The organism is Ectobacillus funiculus (assembly GCF_004138295.1).
GTDB lineage: Bacteria > Bacillota > Bacilli > Bacillales > Bacillaceae_G > Ectobacillus > Ectobacillus funiculus.
In genome coordinates, this window is record NZ_SCFM01000014.1 from 14,307 (window position 1) to 32,310 (window position 18,004).

General features: G+C 42.3%; 18 protein-coding genes. 16 read left to right on the top strand and 2 right to left on the bottom strand.

Annotation, left to right across the window (positions count from 1 at the left end; all coding sequences use genetic code 11):
• Positions 1-8 precede the first annotated feature (8 nt).
• From EP737_RS11365 to EP737_RS11425, 13 genes are all read left to right on the top strand, one after another.
• Complete coding sequence (locus EP737_RS11365) at positions 9-500, top strand: YpuI family protein (RefSeq protein WP_129728096.1); 492 nt, start codon at positions 9-11, stop codon at positions 498-500.
• A 242-nt stretch (positions 501-742) separates the two neighbouring features.
• On the top strand, positions 743-1,660 hold the full coding sequence (locus EP737_RS11370) for a superoxide dismutase (protein ID WP_129728097.1): 918 nt from the start codon (positions 743-745) through the stop codon (positions 1,658-1,660).
• 444 nt (positions 1,661-2,104) lie between these two features.
• The gene (locus EP737_RS11375; protein ID WP_129728229.1) at positions 2,105-3,184 is read left to right on the top strand and encodes a D-alanyl-D-alanine carboxypeptidase family protein; all 1,080 of its coding nucleotides are present in this window, start codon (positions 2,105-2,107) and stop codon (positions 3,182-3,184) included.
• Complete coding sequence (locus EP737_RS11380) at positions 3,177-3,776, top strand: nucleoside recognition domain-containing protein (protein WP_129728098.1); 600 nt, start codon at positions 3,177-3,179, stop codon at positions 3,774-3,776. Before EP737_RS11375 ends, EP737_RS11380 begins: the two co-directional genes overlap by 8 nt.
• A complete protein-coding gene (locus EP737_RS11385; RefSeq protein ID WP_129728099.1) occupies positions 3,773-4,303 on the top strand; it encodes a spore maturation protein in 531 nt (176 codons plus the stop codon). Before EP737_RS11380 ends, EP737_RS11385 begins: the two co-directional genes overlap by 4 nt.
• Positions 4,304-4,744: 441 nt before the next feature.
• Positions 4,745-5,473 (top strand): 23S rRNA pseudouridine(2605) synthase RluB, encoded by a 729-nt coding sequence (rluB, locus tag EP737_RS11390; RefSeq protein WP_129728100.1) that lies wholly within the window; start codon positions 4,745-4,747, stop codon positions 5,471-5,473.
• 47 nt (positions 5,474-5,520) lie between these two features.
• Positions 5,521-6,045, top strand: a complete 525-nt coding sequence (gene resA / locus EP737_RS11395; protein WP_129728101.1) for a thiol-disulfide oxidoreductase ResA — start codon at positions 5,521-5,523, stop codon at positions 6,043-6,045.
• 33 nt (positions 6,046-6,078) lie between these two features.
• Positions 6,079-7,701 (top strand): cytochrome c biogenesis ResB family protein, encoded by a 1,623-nt coding sequence (locus EP737_RS11400; protein ID WP_129728102.1) that lies wholly within the window; start codon positions 6,079-6,081, stop codon positions 7,699-7,701.
• 13 nt (positions 7,702-7,714) lie between these two features.
• Positions 7,715-8,872: a c-type cytochrome biogenesis protein CcsB gene (gene ccsB / locus EP737_RS11405; RefSeq protein ID WP_129728103.1), complete on the top strand. Its 1,158-nt coding sequence runs from the start codon at positions 7,715-7,717 to the stop codon at positions 8,870-8,872.
• 255 nt (positions 8,873-9,127) lie between these two features.
• Complete coding sequence (locus EP737_RS11410) at positions 9,128-9,844, top strand: response regulator transcription factor (protein ID WP_129728230.1); 717 nt, start codon at positions 9,128-9,130, stop codon at positions 9,842-9,844.
• Positions 9,844-11,607 carry an ATP-binding protein gene (locus EP737_RS11415; RefSeq protein ID WP_129728104.1) on the top strand — a complete coding sequence of 588 codons (1,764 nt, stop codon included), beginning with the start codon at positions 9,844-9,846 and terminating at the stop codon, positions 11,605-11,607. The genes EP737_RS11410 and EP737_RS11415 overlap by 1 nt, the downstream gene beginning before the upstream one ends.
• A gap of 39 nt (positions 11,608-11,646) precedes the next feature.
• Positions 11,647-12,240, top strand: a complete 594-nt coding sequence (locus tag EP737_RS11420; RefSeq protein ID WP_129728105.1) for a cob(I)yrinic acid a,c-diamide adenosyltransferase — start codon at positions 11,647-11,649, stop codon at positions 12,238-12,240.
• 203 nt (positions 12,241-12,443) lie between these two features.
• Positions 12,444-13,061: a peptidoglycan DD-metalloendopeptidase family protein gene (locus EP737_RS11425; RefSeq protein ID WP_129728106.1), complete on the top strand. Its 618-nt coding sequence runs from the start codon at positions 12,444-12,446 to the stop codon at positions 13,059-13,061.
• A 414-nt stretch (positions 13,062-13,475) separates the two neighbouring features.
• On the opposite strand, the gene EP737_RS11430 is transcribed toward EP737_RS11425, so the two are convergent.
• On the bottom strand, positions 13,476-14,159 hold the full coding sequence (locus EP737_RS11430; protein ID WP_129728107.1) for a hypothetical protein: 684 nt from the start codon (positions 14,157-14,159) through the stop codon (positions 13,476-13,478).
• Between the two features lie 101 nt (positions 14,160-14,260).
• Complete coding sequence (locus EP737_RS11435) at positions 14,261-14,509, bottom strand: ferredoxin (protein WP_129728108.1); 249 nt, start codon at positions 14,507-14,509, stop codon at positions 14,261-14,263.
• A gap of 295 nt (positions 14,510-14,804) precedes the next feature.
• Between EP737_RS11435 and EP737_RS11440 the strand changes: the two genes are divergently transcribed.
• The 3 genes from EP737_RS11440 to EP737_RS11450 are packed head-to-tail and all read left to right on the top strand — an operon-like array spanning position 14,805 to position 17,966.
• The gene (locus EP737_RS11440) at positions 14,805-15,866 is read left to right on the top strand and encodes a YpbB family protein (protein ID WP_129728109.1); all 1,062 of its coding nucleotides are present in this window, start codon (positions 14,805-14,807) and stop codon (positions 15,864-15,866) included.
• Entirely contained in the window at positions 15,856-17,388 is a 1,533-nt protein-coding gene (locus tag EP737_RS11445; RefSeq protein ID WP_129728110.1) for a RecQ family ATP-dependent DNA helicase, read from the top strand. The genes EP737_RS11440 and EP737_RS11445 overlap by 11 nt, the downstream gene beginning before the upstream one ends.
• Entirely contained in the window at positions 17,385-17,966 is a 582-nt protein-coding gene (locus tag EP737_RS11450; RefSeq protein ID WP_129728111.1) for a CPBP family intramembrane glutamic endopeptidase, read from the top strand. Before EP737_RS11445 ends, EP737_RS11450 begins: the two co-directional genes overlap by 4 nt.
• Positions 17,967-18,004 lie beyond the last annotated feature (38 nt).

Consider the following 18,004-nt stretch of genomic DNA (forward strand, 5'->3'; position numbering starts at 1 on the left):
AATATAGCATGTCCAATTCTGTAGTGGAAAATCAAACAAAGCAAGTAGAAGCCTTTTTACAGGATGTTGTTTCTGTTATGACAGAGTACATGAATCATCACACGATTATATCCTTGCTTGAAGAGTCCGAGAATGGAAATAAGGAATACTACGAAGGGCTTCTTGCCGGGATGCGCCGCTTACTTGTTTTTTGCGAGGAGGGTTTAGATGCGTGCCGCGTTCTAGTCAAAAGCACTCCGTTTCGTAAAGGAGCAGCGGAGCGCATGCTCTACAAAATTTATCATCAGGTCATATGTGAGTTTTTTACACCTAAAAACGATTATTGGTATGAAAATAGTCGTTCTGCTTATACGGGAAAAAATGCCATTGCATTTACTATGACACCACCTCTTTCCGTACAGCAGCTTATGAAATCACTTGAAGGTAAATTCCAAGTGATGCGTGAGGAGCTGGAATACTACGAAACAGATTATCAAACGAAAATGATTCAGTCGCAGTAAAAGCAGCCGAATACGCTGCTTTTTTTTTCATCGCACTGTAAGAAAGAATAAATTTCCAGCCGGAAGTGAATTCGACGTAGGCGGAAATTTTAGGAATACAGTATAAGTAGGGCTACGCCTCTGTATTCGCCTAACGGCTCGCCAGTCGGCGAGTTTTCTTTATCCTTCTTTTTGTTGGCGTCATAGTAAACCGTTAATTGGAATACATTTAGAAGGTATAGCGATGAAGCGGGGGTGTCTCCATGATGCAGCGGGAACTGTTCGACCATTATTTTCACGAGGTGGAACATTGGTGTGAAAGTGTACTTCACGTATTGGATAGCCGGGCGATGGAAATCTATGACGTTCATATATTAGAGTATCGAATTCAAATGCTGCTCGAGCAGCTCAAAGGACAAAATGCCGACTATAATGTAGAGTTAGTTTATCAAATTAGCGATGATGTAGAACATATTCAGCATCATTTGCAAGAGGTGCTAACAACTGGGCATTACGAGGAATATGCCGCGTATGAACGGGGCTATGAAAGGGAGCCTGTCCCAATCGGAGGACACGTCCTTCCTCCGCTTTCTTACCCATACAACGCATTGGAGCCCTATATTGCAAAAGAAATTATGATGCTGCATCATGATAAGCATCATCGCAGCTACGTGGATGGTTTGAATAAAGCGGAGAAAATGATGCAAAAGGCTCGTAATACGGGAGATTATGATTTACTAAAGCATTGGGAACGTGAAGCGGCATTCCATGGATCAGGCCATTATTTGCATACTATTTTTTGGAGCAATATGAAGAAAGGAGGCGGCGGAGCCCCGAAGGGAACCCTGCTTCCGCAGCTTGAACAGGATTTCGGCAGCTTCGATCGGTTTCAAGCGCACTTTACAGAAGCAGCTAATAAAGTGGAGGGATCAGGCTGGGCTATTCTCGTTTGGGGCCCGCGTTCAGGGCGTCTGGAAATTTTGCAAAGCACACTGCATCAGTTATTTACGCAATGGGATACGGTTCCACTCCTTGTTTTGGACGTTTGGGAGCATGCATATTACTTGCAGTACCAAAATAGAAAAGAGGAATATATTCGGAACTGGTGGAACGTTGTTGATTGGAACAATGTAGAGGAACGATTTCAAAAAGCACGGAAGCTGCAATGGCAGCCATTTTAAAAGCTTCGCCCATAGTCGGGCGAGGCTTTTTTACACTTTAAGAAAGTATAAATTTCTAGCTAGAAGCCAATTCGACGTAGTGAGAAATTTTAGGAATAAAGTATAAGTAGGGCTACGCCTCTGTCTTCGCTCAAAGGCAGGGCTCGCCAGTCGGCGAGTTTTCTTTACAAGATACAAAAGTATAGCCTTTCAGAGAAAGCCGCCTAGCGCTTACGTTCTGCTCAGGTATTTGGCATGCTCTTTGGCAGGAGCTAGGCAGATCATGCAGCTATTCCAGCATCATTTTCAGATGCGCTCTGTTTTTCCGTTCTTGCCGCTTTTCAATCATAATTCCTAGGACAAAGCATACACTTGTACAAAACTGGAATAGGAAAGGATGTGGAAACGGTGCACGTATGGGTAAAGACAACTCTTTCCGTTCTTTGTGCTGCCTTTTTATGTGTCTTGCTTCTTTCTCAGCATACATATGCCGGCTTTCAAGGTGTGAGTGCGCGTAACGCTGTTTTGATTGAACAGCAGACCGGGCGTATTTTATACAGCAAGCAGGCGAATGCACCAGAGAAGATCGCCAGTATTACAAAAATTATGACAGCTCTTTTGGCGATAGAGTCTGGAAAAATGAAGGAGACGGTTTCCGTTAGCAATACAGCAGTGCGAACAGAGGGATCCTCCATTTATTTGACAGCAGGGCAAAAGGTGAAGCTTGAGGATTTAGTATATGGTCTTATGCTTCGATCTGGTAATGATGCAGCACAGGCAATCGCTGAGCATGTTGGCGGAAGCACAGATGGGTTTGTCTATTTAATGAATGAGAAGGCGCGGGAAATTGGGATGAAGAATACTCATTTTTCTAATCCAAGCGGTTTAGATGGAGATGGAAATCATTATTCCTCCGCCTATGATATGGCGTTATTAACAAGATATGCAATGCAAAATAAGACCTTTCAAAAGATATTCGGTACGGAAACGTATCAATCTGAGGCGTGGGATTATCCTTGGCACAACAAGCATAAGCTACTTACCTCTATGTATAAGTATGCAACAGGAGGGAAAACAGGATTCACGAAAAAAGCAGGAAGAACGCTCGTGACGACAGCTTCAAAGGACGGTTTGGATTTAATTGTTGTTACATTGAATGCGTCGGGGGATTGGAATGATCATATGTATTTATTTAACGAAGGCTTTAACAAGTATAGCATGACAACAATTATGCAGGATGGCGGTATTGCTGAAGTAAAGGGGAATTCGTATAAACAGCATGTATATTTAAAAAACAGCTTTTCGTATCCATTGACAACAGAGGAAAAACAGGACATAACCGTTAGTATCGAGCTGGAACCACGAGCACAAGTACAAACAGACGGCAGTATAGTTGGAAAAGCTATATTTCTATTAAAGGGGGAACGGATTGGCGAGCGAAATGTGTTTTATAGCAAGAAGCGGCTGTTGCCTGTGACAGGCTTATTTTGGGAAGATTTCCAGGAAGTATTTTCTTCCATGTTAGGTGTTACATACGATGGTTAATCTTATCTGGGTTGCGATGACGATTATTGGTGTGTTGTACGCGATGATAAACGGCACAATGGAAGCTGTAAATAAAGCTGTATTCGATGGCGCAAAGATGGCGGTTACGATTTGTATTGGTTTATTGAGTGTACTGATTTTTTGGCTTGGGCTGATGCGGATTGCCGAGGAAGCTGGTTTATTAAAAAAGCTGGTGGCTATATTTTTGCCGTTGATTAAAAAGCTGTTTCCTGAAGTGCCAAAGGATCATCCAGCAATGGGATTTATTCTATCAAATATGATGGCAAATTTCTTTGGGCTTGGCAATGCTGCAACGCCGCTCGGGATTAAGGCGATGGAGCATTTGAAGGAATTAAATGGGGGCAAGGACTCCGCAAGCCGTTCGATGATTACGTTTCTTGCTCTGAATACGTCAGCGATTACCCTTATCCCGACAACTGTTATTTCCATTCGGATGACGTATAATTCAGCTAATCCAACAGATATTGTACTAGTTACGTTTATTGCTCAACTATTATCCATGATTGGCGCGATTTGCATTGACCGTTATTTCTATAGAAGGCGTACAAAAAAGGAGGGGAACAAACGATGAGTATCGTGAACACCATTTCTCTTTGGCTTATACCATGCATGATTGCCTTTATTCTTTTGTACGGTACTGTCAAAAAGGTTCCAACGTACGAAACATTTGTCGAGGGGGGGAAAGAAGGTCTCGGCATTGCTGTCTCGATTTTGCCTTTTATGGTCGGCATGCTTGTCTCCATCTCCATTTTTCGTGCCTCAGGAGCATTGGATGCGCTGGTCGGTGTGATGAAGCCTTTTTTGGACAAAATTGGGGTGCCTGCAGAAATTGTTCCACTCGCTCTGATTCGTCCGATTTCCGGATCTGCCGGTCTTAGTATTACGACGGATTTAATTGCAACGTATGGACCTGACTCCTTTCTTGGCCGTTTGGCTGCTGTTATGCAAGGAAGTACAGATACGACCTTTTATGTTTTGACTGTTTATTTCGGGGCGGTAGGCATCCGAAAGATGGGAGACGCGCTGAAGGTCGGCCTGTTTGCTGATTTGATCGGGATTGTTTGCTCCATTATATTTGTTTCACTCATGTTCCGCTGATCATCAGCGGTTTTTTCTTTGTGCTGTAAGAAAGTATAAATTCCTAGCTGAAAGTTCATTGGACGTAGTGGGGAATTTTAGGAATACAGTATAAATAGGGCCACGCCTCTGTCTTCGCCCAAGGGCAGGGCTCGCCAATCGGCGAGTTTTCTTTAGGAACAATGTTTTCCTTTTCGACAAACTTTTATTATAATGAAATTAGTGTCGTTATGAGGGAAAGGTGTAGACTAGGATTTTTTCACACTTTAGGAATAAAGTGTAAGTGTGACTCGCTTCTGTCTTCGCCTAACGGCTCGCCAATCAGCGTTTTTTTTATAAGGTTTGTAGAGCAAAAAGTGAACAAATTGTTAACAATTTATTGTAGAAATGCCGTCAGTTGGAAGCTGTGAACTTGTATTCCCTATTACATAACGGTAAGATGAACTTGAGGTGGAAAACGAAATGGAAAGATTGCAAAAGGTAATCGCACAAGCTGGGATTGCTTCCCGAAGAAAAGCAGAAGAACTTATTCTTGAGGGGAAGGTAAAAGTCAATGGCAAAGTGGTGACTGAATTAGGAATAAAGGTAGGCAGACAGGACGAGGTTGAAGTGCTCGGTGTGCCGATTGAGAAGGAAGAACCTGTATACTTTTTATTATATAAACCGACTGGTGTAATCTCTGCTGTAAGTGATGATAAAGGAAGAAAGGTTGTAACCGATTTCTTTCCGGAAATTAAGCAGCGTATTTTTCCTATTGGCCGGTTGGATTATGATACGTCTGGTCTTCTCCTCCTGACGAATGATGGAGAGTTCGCAAATGCGCTTATGCATCCGAAGTATGAGGTTGAGAAGGTATATGTAGCAAAAGTGAAGGGCGTATTGACTGGAGAGAAGATTCGTATGCTCCAAAGAGGCGTCATGCTGGAAGATGGTAAAACAGCACCGGCACGCGTGAAGCTTATTTCCGGAGATCGCCGTAAGGAAATAGCTGTTGTTGAAATTGCCATTCACGAAGGGCGTAATCGGCAGGTTAGAAGAATGTTTGAAGCAGTCGGCTGCAAGGTTGTGAAGCTAAAGCGGGAGCGCTATGCGTTTTTAGGGCTCACATCGCTCAGACCTGGAGAAGCACGTGCACTGTCGCCACATGAAGTGAAGCAGCTTCGCGCAGTGGCTCTCACCAAGCCGAGATAAGCAGCTCGGCTTATGTCGGGCTATCTAGCCTAGAGGGGGAGAAGATGATGAAGAAAAACAGATTTGTATTTCGTAGCGTTATTTTACTCATTCTTGTTGGTGCGCTTGCGTTCACTCTGTATCAAAATTTCTTCACAGAGACGGAAAAGGTAGAAATCGGTAAGAAAGCACCGGATTTTCTTGTTACCGATATGAGTGGGAGCAAAATTTCACTTTCTGATTTGCAAGGAAAAGGAGTATTGCTGAACTTTTGGGGAACGTGGTGTAAACCTTGTGAAAAGGAAATGCCGTATATGAATGAGTTGTACGCTTCCTATAAGGAAAAGGGAATTGAAATGATCGCGTTAAATGCGGATGAGACGGAGATTGCTGTGAAAAACTTTGTGAACCAATATGGTTTGACATTTCCAATCGCGATTGATAAGGAACAGGAGATATTAAATACATACGGAGTAGGGCCACTTCCTACGACTTTTTTAATTGATGCCAGTGGTACAGTAGTAAAGCAGATTACAGGTACACAGACGAAGGAGCAGCTTGAGGAATACATAAAGGGGATTGTTCCTGAATAAAGCATGTTGCAAGTAGACATAAGGGGTGAGGGAATGGAACACGTAAAATGTCAATGCGGTCATGTCAATCCTGTTGGCACCTTTTTTTGTGAGGCATGCGGGAAGCCGTTTCAACACGAAGAGTCTGTAAGTTTACTAGATATGAAGTATGAGGGAAGTGCACGGCGTTCGATCACCTATAACAAAACACTTGTAGACAAAATATGGAGCTTTTTTTCATCTGTAAAGGTTGGAATTTGGCTTATTGTCATTACGCTTGTGGCATCCGCTATCGGTACTGTGTTTCCGCAGCAGATGTATTTGCCTCCAGCGGTTACGCCAAGTGAGTACTATGCTGATCAATACGGTGTTCTCGGCAAGTTGTATTATAATCTTGGGTTCGATAATCTGTACAGTTCTTGGTGGTATATGGTTTTACTCGCATCCATCGGAATTTCGCTTGTTATATGCAGTCTCGATCGGGTCGTGCCTCTGTATAAAGCATTGAAAAATCAAAGAGTAACGCGTCATCGCAGCTTTTTAAAGCGGCAGAGATTGTTTGGTGTTTCTTCAGCAACGCCTGAAGACATTGCTATCGTTCAAGAAAATCTGATAAAACGGCGTTATCATGTACGAACAGAAAATGAAAACATACTAGCTGAAAAAGGCCGCTTTTCTCGTTGGGGACCTTATGTGAATCATATTGGGCTCATTATCTTTCTAATTGGTGCCATGCTTCGTTTTGTACCAGGTATGTATGTAGACGAGGTCATTTGGTTACGCGAAGGTGAAACGAAGGAAATACCGGGTACAGATGGTAAGTACTATTTAAAAAATGAAAAGTTTATTAAAGAAGTGTATAGCAAAGAAGAAGAGGATAAAGTGTTTGACGAGGCGATTGATCGCGTCGGCAACAGCATGATTCCGAAAAACTATCAAACGAATGCTGTGCTGTACGAAGCAGTAGGCTCCACAATTGCCGGTCAAGAGCCTAAGCTGAAAAAGGTAACAGATTACAAGATTCGGGTGAACGACCCTCTAAAATTTGAAAGCTTTGCTTTATATCAGACAGATTATAAAGAGGGAGAACTAAGCAAAATGTTTCTTCATCTGGAGGATAAGACAACCCACGAGAAACGCGGTCCAATTGAAGTGAATCTTGCGAATCCAGAAGAGAAGTATGATTTAGGGAATGGATACCGAGTGGAGCTGTTAAGCTATTTTCCTGATTTTTACTTTGATGAAGAGGGAAAACCGAGCACGAAAACGAAGGTGCCGAACAACCCGGCGTTTGTATTCAAAATGTTTACTCCAACAACACCAGATGGGGAAGTAAGCTTTGTTGCGATTCGACAAAATATTGAGCCAGCAGGCACAAATAAGTATAAAATGACATTCGCAGGCATAGAGACGAGAAATGCAACTGCGCTCACTGTACGGAAGGACTTAACACTGTGGATTCTCGCTCTTGGCGGTACTATTTTCATGATAGGGGTAATCCAAGGGATGTATTGGAATCATCGCCGTATTTGGATGCAGCGTATCGACGGTGAGTGGTGGATTGCTGGACATACAAATAAAAATTGGTATGGATTTCGCAATGAAATTGAGACGGTTCTGTCAGGTACCGCTGTTCCGCAGCCGGAGGATAAAGCACTGATGGAAAAAATCAGTTAAGGGTGGGAGAAGTATGGCACAAATCAGCAGTAACTTTCTTTTTGCTGCCTTTATTCTATATCTTGTGGCAACCCTTTTTTTCGGAGGAAGTATTCGGGAGAAGGGAAAGAAATGGGCAAACATTGGAATTTGCATTACAATCGCGGGATTTCTTGCTCAACTAATTTATTTTGTCACACGTTGGATTGCAGCAAAGCATGCTCCTGTAAGCAATATGTTTGAATTTACGACATTTTTTGGCATGGCGCTTGTGTTAGCCTTCATCGTTATGTACTTTATTTATCGTACAAGCGTTCTTGGACTGTTTGCATTACCGATTGCGATTTTAGTGATTGCCTATGCGAGTATGTTTCCTCGTGAAGTGACACCGCTTATTCCATCGCTTAAGAGCTACTGGCTGTATATTCATGTGACGACAGCGGCGCTTGGAGAAGCTATTTTGGCAATTAGCTTTGTCGCGGGTCTGATTTACTTGATTAAAAACGTAAATCAATCCAGACAAAGCAAACAAACATTTTGGCTTGAAGCAGTGCTGTTTTTTCTTGTATGTACACTGGGCTTTGTTAGTGCGACAACAGCTTTTTCTATTAGTAAGTATGAGGCGAAGTTTGAATACACGGATAAAAATGACCAAAAAACTGAGATGGTATATCAGTTGCCAGCGCTTGTTGGACCTTATGAGGGTGTGCTGCAGACAAAAGGAAAGCTTGATCCCGTGCTTCATACCCCTGCCATTGTAAATGCCAAGAAATTGAATACGGTGATTTGGTCTTTGCTGTTTGGAATCGCTATATATACAGTGCTCCGTTTATTATTTCGTAAGCGCATCGCGGCGTTCCTGCAGCCATTTGTGCAACGTGTCAACAATGATTTGCTTGATGAAATCGGCTATCGCTCGGTCACGATTGGATTTCCGGTCTTTACACTTGGCGCTCTTATTTTTGCAATGATTTGGGCACAGGTAGCATGGACGCGTTTTTGGGGATGGGATCCGAAAGAGGTATGGGCGCTTATTACATGGTTATTTTACGCTGCCTTTTTGCATTTGCGCCTTTCAAAGGGGTGGCATGGGGAAAAGTCTGCATGGTTAGCTGTTGTTGGTTTTGCTATTATTATGTTTAATCTTGTGGCGGTGAATCTCGTCATTGCAGGTCTGCATTCATATGCGTAAAAAAGAAGCGGAAACGCTTCTTTTTTACACTTTTAGAAAGTATAAATTTCTGGCTGGAAGACAATTCAAACGTGTTTTATGAGGTATTGTTATAAATGTTTGTAAAATTGTCAAACTCTTGGATAGGTAATGATAGGTTTTTACTGTTATGATGAAGGAAAGGCATAAGAAGCAACAGAATGGCCAAATTTAGAGCAATAGATGAGAAAGGCAGGTGAATCCGTTTTCTGGGGTTTTCTAGAAACGGTAATGAATATGCAAAATGATATCAAAATTTTGGTTGTGGATGATGAAGAACGGATTCGACGTTTATTAAAAATGTATTTAGAGCGGGAAAATTATACAATTGATGAGGCTGATAATGGTGAGGTCGCCTTATCGAAGGCGTTGCAGTTTGAGTATGATTTAATCTTGCTTGATTTAATGATGCCTGGAAAAGACGGCCTTGAGGTATGCCGAGAGATTCGGGAAAAGAAAGCAACTCCGATTATTATGTTGACTGCAAAGGGAGAAGAAGTGAACCGTGTACAGGGATTTGAAGTAGGGACAGACGATTATATTGTAAAGCCGTTCAGTCCGCGTGAGGTTGTACTGCGGGTGAAAGCTTTGCTGCGTCGTGCAACTTCTACAACGTTTTTTACGAAAGAAACGGCCACCAAGGATATCATCGTTTTTCCGTACCTTACAATTGATAATGATGCCCACCGTGTCATGGCAGATGGGCAAGAAGTAAATCTAACGCCAAAGGAATATGAATTGCTTTTATTTTTGGCAAAGTCACCGGATAAGGTATTTGACCGTGAGCAGCTTTTGAAAGAAGTATGGCAATATGAGTTTTTTGGCGATTTACGTACAGTTGATACGCACGTAAAGCGTTTGCGTGAAAAACTAAATAAAAAGTCTCCGAACGCAGCGAGAATGATTGTAACTGTTTGGGGAGTCGGGTATAAATTTGAGGTCGTGAGCGAGTAATGCTTTGGAGAAGTGTAGTCGGAAAGCTTTGGGTTACTATTTTACTGCTTGTTTCCGTCGTGCTAGGCTTCGTGGCAATTCTGTTGCTGCAGTTTTTCGAAAATTATTATGTCGACACGAGTGAGACAAGACTTACAAATGTGGCGACACGTATTTCAGAAATGATTGGAGACGGGATGGATGAACAAACGGTTGAAACCGTTGCTTATCAATTCGTTGATCCGCTCTCCCGTATTATTGTCGTAAAGAATGGAAAGGCAGCTTCATATTCTCCAGAGGAAAAGGGACTTGTAAATCTTACAGTGGAGGATTTAAAAGCCGACCCCGATTTGGTAAAGGTGTTTACAGAACAAAAAACAGTGCACAAAAAGATGTCTATACCTTCGGCGGATGATACTTCAAATGGTGAAATTATGATTGTCGGGGTTCCAATGAAGAACGGGGGAGGGGCTGCATTTGTATATCAATCTCTCCAAGTAGCGCAGCAGGCTGTTGCAAAGTCGATGGATTTTATCCTTTTATCAGCTGGAATTGCTATTATTCTGACGACATTTTTTGCTTTTTTCTTATCTACCCGTATTACTGCTCCGTTACGGAAAATGAGAGAGGTTGCGTTTGAAATTGCCCGAGGAAAATTTCAAATGAAGGCACCCGCGGTTTCGCAGGATGAAATCGGTGAATTGGCAACTGCTTTAAATCAAATGGGAAAACAGCTAAAATTTAATATCAATGCTTTGCAGCAGGAAAAGGAACAGTTGTCTGGTATTTTGACAAGTATGGCAGATGGAGTCATTACGCTAAACCAAGAGGGCGAGGTGGTTGTCGTAAACCCGCCTGCTGAGAAATTTTTAAAGTTTTGGAATGAAGAGAATGGGACGGGTGAAGAAGAAAAGCTTCCGCCAGCGCTTGTACAGCTATTTCATGAGGTAGGCCATGATGAACGCGAAAAGGCAATTGAACTGCATTTGCAAAAAGGGAACTATGTGGTGCTCATGACTCCGCTTTATAATCAAACGAAAGTTCGCGGTGCAGTAGCGGTGCTTCGCGATATGACGGAGGAGCGCCGGCTGGAGAAGATGCACAAGGATTTTATTGCAAATGTCTCACACGAACTTCGTACACCTATGGCGATGCTGCAAGGATACAGTGAGGCCATTTTAGATGATATTGTAACTACGAAGGAAGAAGTGAGAGAGTTTACCCAAATTATTTACGATGAATCTGTTCGCCTTGGTCGTCTTGTGAACGAACTGCTCGATCTTGCTAGGATGGAAAGCGGGCGTGTTGAATTATATGTATCAGAAGTGGAAATCGTTGCATTTGTGGAGAAAATGATTCGTAAGTTCCAAGGGATGGCAGCTGAAAAGGATGTACGGCTATATGCCCAGTTTGCAACAGATGTTGAAAAATATGCGTTTGATGGAGACCGCATGGAGCAGGTACTAACAAATCTCGTTGATAACGCTGTGCGTCATACAAGTGCAAAAGGAAATGTTTCTCTCATTGTTCATGAGCGGGCTGATGGTCTTGTATTTGAAGTGAAAGATTCCGGGATCGGTATACCACAGGAAGATATTCCTTTTGTTTTTGAGCGTTTTTATAAAGGGGATAAGGCAAGAACACGAAGCATAGATGGAGGTACAGGTCTCGGATTAGCCATTGCTAAAAATATTGTAGAAGCACATGGAGGAGAAATTTCTGTTTCAAGTGTTGTGAATGAAGGAACGACATTTTCTGTGTTTCTTCCGAAGCAGTTATGCTAATGTGGTGCAGCTGTACTAATTCCAGGGAGGGGAATCAGTATGAAATTGTATACGAAAACAGGGGATGGAGGAAAAACGAGTTTAATTGGCGGGCGCGTTGACAAGCACCATCTTCGTGTTGAGGCGTACGGAACTATTGACGAGGCGAATTCCTTTATTGGCCAAGCGATGACAATGCTGACGGATGCGAAGTTTGCCGATGTGTATCAGGAGCTTAAGAAAATACAACATGAATTATTTGACTGTGGCGGAGACCTAGCGATTGTACAGAATAAAATTCCGTATAAAGCAACCGCAGAAATGATTACGTTTCTAGAGCAGCGTATTGATGCATATATTGACGAGGCGCCGCCGCTTGAACGTTTTATTTTGCCAGGAGGAACTCCGGCAGCGGCAGCGATTCATATAGCGAGGACTGTGACGCGTAGAGCAGAGCGCTGTATTGTAGCGCTCAAGCAAACCGAAGAAATAAATACCTATGTTTTGGCTTATATAAATCGTTTATCTGACTACTTGTTTGCGATAGCTAGAGTGGTAAATGCTCGGTCTGGTGTACAGGATGTGGAATATGCAAGGAGTGCGATTGTGTTCCGGGATAAACCAGAACAGAAGGAAATAGAACCCTCAGAATGATGGTTATGTGTCCAAAAAAATGTCTGCCGCTTTGCGGTAGACATTTTTTTGTATTTTAAGAAAGAAGTTTCCACTTTCCCCCTTTGTGGTAGAAATGCAGGAAAATTGCTAGCCTACTATCCTTTCTATTTTTTTTGCATACTTTTTCGTTAGGCTATGCAAAATAGATAAGGTGAATCTTAAGATAAAACGGAGGTTGAGGAATGAGAGGGTATAGGAAGTGCTTGTTTTTGCTGTTTGCATTCGGTTCCTTGTATGCAGGAGGTGCAGAAGCAGCAGAACAATGGACATGGCCTGTGTCCGGGGTGATTAGCGATTATTTTGGAACGCGCAATGGCAAGCATTATGGAATTGATGTGGCCGCCGCAGTAGGGACGACAATTGTGTCTGCAGGTGATGGCAAGGTGACAAAATCGTATTATTCTAGTTCGTATGGAAATGTTGTATTTATCCGGCATAGCAACGGCTATGAAGCAGTGTACGCACATATGAAGCAGCGTCTTGTAAAAGAGGGGCAGCAGGTTACAGCGGGTCAACCGATTGGGCAGGTAGGAAATACAGGGCAATCACATGGTGCTCATTTACATTTTGAGGTGCATAAGGGGTCATGGAACTTCGGAAAAACAAATGCTATTAATCCGTTGGCTGTACTTGGAGAGCCGTTACATGAGAGTGTTTCATCGTCCTCCTATATTGTGCAGAGGGGAGATACTCTAACCGCAATTGCAAGGAAATTCGGGATGACGGTTGAAGAATTAAAGCAGGTCAACCAGTTGAGTCGCGATGTAATTTATCCGTCTCAAAAGCTGACGATTAATTAAGTAGAATAGTTTGTTTACACTTTAAGAAAGTATAAATTTCTAGCAGGAAGCCCATTCGACGTAGTGAGAAATTTTAGGAACAAAGTATAAGTGCAACTACGCCTCTGTCTTCGCCCAAGGGCAGGGCTTGCCAATCGGCGAGTTTTCTTTATAACCAAAAGGAGACATCAAAAGAGCAGAATTGCTTGTTTGATGTCTCCTTTACATAGTTTTGTTTTGGAGCGGTGTCTATTTTCACAGTTAAATAACATTCTTACAAAAGAAAAAAGTATATTCCGTGGTACGGAACATACCGAATACTTCTATAAACCGTCCCCGCCTGAACCATGCGTCTTATGTGCAGGTTGTTTTACTGTGCTGAGGAAACAAAGGAGGGACATAACCACTTTTCCGAATTATAGTCAACAGCTCTCTTTACCAAAAAATGAAAATAGAAATAAAGCCAGTGATACATAAATAGCTGTAAATATAGAGGACTTTTTCCCTTGTTTTCGGTTCTAATTTTGGCAGGACAATTGTCGGTTCAATAAGCCCGATCGTTAAGCAAAGCAACCCGAGAAGCATTATCCCAATCGAAAGGGAGAACATGGCGATCTCGGCTTTATAAGGCAGGAGCAGCTTAAATAAAAGCGAAAGCAGCGCGCTGTAAAGCAGCGAGGCTATATATATGTTTCGTTTTGTTTTCGAACGGTAGCCAGGAATTTTCCGCCATGCTGGCCGCGGCATTTCTTCTATAGAAAGCGTAGTATACGTCTCGATAAGTTGTTGGACTTCTTTTCCTTTATGCATAATATATAAAATCCAGTTGGGCTCGCCTTGAAAGATAAACTGTGAATTTGTTAAATAATGGTCCACTTTTACATTTTGCCAGCTAGACCAAGGATGACGTGTAATGAGCTTTATTTTGCTCTCAAGCGTTTTATCATATTCATAAATGCTAATGCCGTCTGTATCAAAGGCTGCATAATGAAAATGCTTGGATAGTTTTCCGAAGTCTACCTGACAATAAAACAGTAAGTCCCGTTTTAAATAAAAATACTCTTTTCGAAGACTTTTTTTCATTACTTCGTATATAGTCTGTTTTTGTTGTTTTTTCATGGTACTTCCTCCAACAAGAAACATAGCTTTTTCCACTGTAAGCGAGGGAGGTTCATTTAAATCAAAAACGCTATTCCAGCAGGAATAACGTTCTTATGCGACTATTCAAATTTTAGAGCATCACCATCAAATGGCTCGTCTGCAACTTTGATGGAATCCGTTGGGCATCCTTCGAATGCGTCCATCATGTCGTCTATTAATACGTCTGGAATTTCCACGATCCCTTGATTATCGTCAAGCGTTACAAACGCAATGCCTTCATCGTCGTAATCGTAAATATCTGGTGCAGCTGCTCCACAAGCTCCACAAGCAATGCAAGTTTCTTTGTCAACAATAGTGTACTTTGGCATTTCTGTATACCTCCCGATAATATGTATATAACATAAAATATTCATTAGGTAGTGTTGTGCTAATGAAAGAACATTCTACCCTTATTTTAAAACGGTTTGTCGAGATTTTCAATATAAAATTATAATGATAATGCTTATCAATTAAAAATGTCAATCAAATTTGTAAATTATTCAAAAGAAATGAGCAAATAAACATTTTTCTTTGTTACACGGCAAGGCAAAATGATTCATAAATGACTGCTCCTATGCTCGTTTGTTACAATACATATAACAGCAAAAGAAGGAGTGAAATTTCTTGCAGCTGCTATATACAATTTTGTACGGGCTACAGCGAATAAAAGGGGAACGTACAGCATCTTCCATTTACCACTTGTTAAAAGGTAAGCGTTCGTCTCAAACGTTGCAGGATGGTGCGATCTATCGTCTGTCATTTTTGTTTGGCGTGTATAAGAAACTGAACCGACACGTTTATGATGAACAAATCCAGCTTCTTTTAAACGAAAATTGTATTGAACAAATACAGGAAAATACGTATGCTGTAACTGCGAAGGGAGAGGACAGGCTGGCGCAGTATGGCGCTGTTGTTCCTTTGCCCCTGCATTTGGAGGGAGTGCGTTATGGGGATACGGGTGAAGTGCTTTGGAAGCGTCTTTCCCTTGTTGTGCAAAGTTTATCGCATTTACAGAGAAATAGTTCTTCTTTTCTCCCTATTCAGCAGGACATAGAAGTGACAGAATGGGTGAAAAGGTTTTTTTTATCGGCACTAGTTTCGCGTACGCAGCTAGCAGCTGCTTTGTATGAAGAATGCATGAGTGCACTCTCCGCTCTGACGGAAGCAGAATGTACTGCATTTGTGTTACGGCTCAGCGGCTATCACCGAGTTGGATATACGGAAGGGCAGATTGCTGAGATGCTGGATGCGGATCCTCTTCGCATTCATTTTCAATTCCTTAGCGCGCTTCATTGGCTCACAAAGCAGGGACTTGAGGAGGATGGAAGATATCCGTTATTGTCGCAAATGACATCCTATAAAGAAAAAAGAGTTGCTGTCCTGAGCTTATCTACCATTAAAACGTACGATTTGTGGAAGCAAGGAAAAACAATAGCGGAGACAGTGCGCATACGCGGCTTAAAGCGAAGTACTATTGAGGACCACATCGTAGAGATTGCGTTGCATGAGCCGGATTTCCCGATTGAATCTTTTCTGGCAGAAGATAAAGTGAGAAGGATCACGGAAACAATTCAACGCATGAATACGAGAAGGCTGCGAGAATTGAAAAAGTATGCAGGAGACGATGTAAGCTATTTCGATATTAGACTGGTGCTTGCAAGGATAGGGGGAGCGAATGAGGATTGAGGATGTGTTATATGAAAAATTCGGTTACCGTGTTTTTCGCATCGGACAGAAGGAAATTATTGAGGATCTACTGCGCGGTGTTTCTGTTGTAGCGATGCTGCCAACTGGGGGAGGAAAGTCGGTTTGTTACCAAGTTCCAGGATATATGATGCACGGGACCGTATTGATTGTATCGCCGTTGCTATCCTTAATGGAGGATCAGGTCAATCAGTTGCGGCTTATTGGGGAGAAGCGTGTTATTGCATTTAACAGCTTTCGCACAATGGAAGAAAAGAGAGAGGCTATTCGCAATCTCAGCTTTTATAAATTTATTTTTGCATCTCCGGAAATGCTGCAGGCTCGCTCTTTTCTCCATGCCCTCAAACAGATGAATATCGCTTTATTTGTTGTAGATGAAGCGCACTGTATTTCGCAATGGGGGTATGATTTTCGACCGGACTACAAAAAGCTTGATCATGTCATTCAGGAGCTTGGAAATCCCGCTGTACTTGCACTAACAGCTACAGCGACAAGAGAGGTGCTGAAGGATATTGCTCATAGTCTTCATCTGACGACCGCCTCGTTTCACTTGCATTCTGTAGATCGTCCTAATATTGCCTTACAGGTAGAGCACGTAGAAACACTTGATGACAAAAAAGAAAGGGTGCTTTTATATGCTAGTCAGCTGCAAGGGCCGGGCATTATTTATTGCTCAAGCCGCAGTTGGGCTGAAGCGCTTGCGCAAGCGCTGCGAGCATCAGGGATAGAAGGGGTAGCGTATTATCACGGCGGTATGGAGCAGGAGGAGCGGATGCTCATTCAGCAGCAGTTTATGAAAGGGCAGCTTTCTATCATTGTTTGTACAAGTGCCTTTGGAATGGGAATTAATAAACCTGATGTTCACTATATTATTCATTTTCATTATCCTGCTAACTTAGAGTCATATTTGCAGGAAATCGGAAGAGCAGGACGAGATGGAGGGGCGAGCATTGCCATTTTATTATTCTGTACGGTTGATCATGAATTGCCGCTCTCTCTTATTCAGGAGGAACTTCCGAATGAGAGAAGCATAGCGTATTGTCTTTCGTTGTTTAAGGAGGAACTAGTTCGTCGACCGGTGCTCCTGCTATCTGATGCTGAATATATAGCGCGAAATGTTGCGGGTTTTGCAGAACAGCATTGGCGGTTTTTACAATACCGCCTCGAGCAAATTGGCGCAGTGAAAGGCAAAGAACTTATCCTAGGGGCGATCCCTTCCCATGCTCCTGCCCTCTTTTATGAAAGGGTAATAGAAAGGCTTAACCAAAAATATGAAAAGCTACAAGTGATGCGGAGTTGGCTGGAGGGAAGCGGCTGCCGAAGAGAATCGCTGCTTCGGTTTTTTGACTATGAAAAAGAGAGCGTGCCTAAGCAATGCTGTGATGTTTGCGGAATCATGCTTGATGCGTATAAAAAGAACAGCAAGAGCGGCGCGCTTCCTTATGCGGGATGGCGTGAGGAGCTGAAGCAAATACTGGGTATTGGAGAAACGGAAGCTATATGAAAAGCCAGCAGGAGAAAATTAAAAATATGTCTGACCGTGAGCTACGGCTCAATTTGTATATTACACAAGCTCTTATTTTGTTTGCGTGTATGGTTTTATCGTACTGGCTGTTTGATGATGCCGCAGCATTTTTAGCTATGTGGCAATGGAAGCCTATTTCTATCGTCTTGCTCGGGGGAGGAGCGGCTTTTGTGATTATTATAATGGATTACGCTGCTATGCGCGTGTTTCCTGAGTCCTGGTTTGATGACGGAGGGATTAATGAACGGATGTTTCGCGGCTTATCCATTCCGCATTTACTAGGCGTTACGCTCTTAATAGGAACTTGCGAGGAACTATTATTTCGCGGCATTTTGCAAACGCACTTTGGATTGCTAGCTGCAAGTGTGATGTTTGCTGTTTTGCATGTGCGTTATATAAAAAAGCCATTTTTATTTTGTTTTGTGTTAATAATTAGCATAGCCTTTGGGTATTTGTTTGCATATACAGGAAACCTTTTGGTTACAATTTTCTCCCATTTTCTTGTGGACTTTGTGATGGGCCTATACTTGCGCCGGAAAAATGAAGATATATTATGATTTGTATAAGTTATGTATTAGTAATTGTACAATGAAAA

Coding starts and splice junctions, on each gene's coding strand:
- EP737_RS11365 (WP_129728096.1), top strand. CDS start 9: ATGTCCAATTCTGTAGTGGAAAATCAAACAAAGCAAGTAGAAGCCTTT.
- EP737_RS11370 (WP_129728097.1), top strand. CDS start 743: ATGATGCAGCGGGAACTGTTCGACCATTATTTTCACGAGGTGGAACAT.
- EP737_RS11380 (WP_129728098.1), top strand. CDS start 3,177: ATGGTTAATCTTATCTGGGTTGCGATGACGATTATTGGTGTGTTGTAC.
- EP737_RS11385 (WP_129728099.1), top strand. CDS start 3,773: ATGAGTATCGTGAACACCATTTCTCTTTGGCTTATACCATGCATGATT.
- rluB (WP_129728100.1), top strand. CDS start 4,745: ATGGAAAGATTGCAAAAGGTAATCGCACAAGCTGGGATTGCTTCCCGA.
- resA (WP_129728101.1), top strand. CDS start 5,521: ATGAAGAAAAACAGATTTGTATTTCGTAGCGTTATTTTACTCATTCTT.
- EP737_RS11400 (WP_129728102.1), top strand. CDS start 6,079: ATGGAACACGTAAAATGTCAATGCGGTCATGTCAATCCTGTTGGCACC.
- ccsB (WP_129728103.1), top strand. CDS start 7,715: ATGGCACAAATCAGCAGTAACTTTCTTTTTGCTGCCTTTATTCTATAT.
- EP737_RS11410 (WP_129728230.1), top strand. CDS start 9,128: ATGCAAAATGATATCAAAATTTTGGTTGTGGATGATGAAGAACGGATT.
- EP737_RS11415 (WP_129728104.1), top strand. CDS start 9,844: ATGCTTTGGAGAAGTGTAGTCGGAAAGCTTTGGGTTACTATTTTACTG.
- EP737_RS11420 (WP_129728105.1), top strand. CDS start 11,647: ATGAAATTGTATACGAAAACAGGGGATGGAGGAAAAACGAGTTTAATT.
- EP737_RS11425 (WP_129728106.1), top strand. CDS start 12,444: ATGAGAGGGTATAGGAAGTGCTTGTTTTTGCTGTTTGCATTCGGTTCC.
- EP737_RS11430 (WP_129728107.1), bottom strand. CDS start 14,159: ATGAAAAAACAACAAAAACAGACTATATACGAAGTAATGAAAAAAAGT.
- EP737_RS11435 (WP_129728108.1), bottom strand. CDS start 14,509: ATGCCAAAGTACACTATTGTTGACAAAGAAACTTGCATTGCTTGTGGA.
- EP737_RS11445 (WP_129728110.1), top strand. CDS start 15,856: ATGAGGATTGAGGATGTGTTATATGAAAAATTCGGTTACCGTGTTTTT.
- EP737_RS11450 (WP_129728111.1), top strand. CDS start 17,385: ATGAAAAGCCAGCAGGAGAAAATTAAAAATATGTCTGACCGTGAGCTA.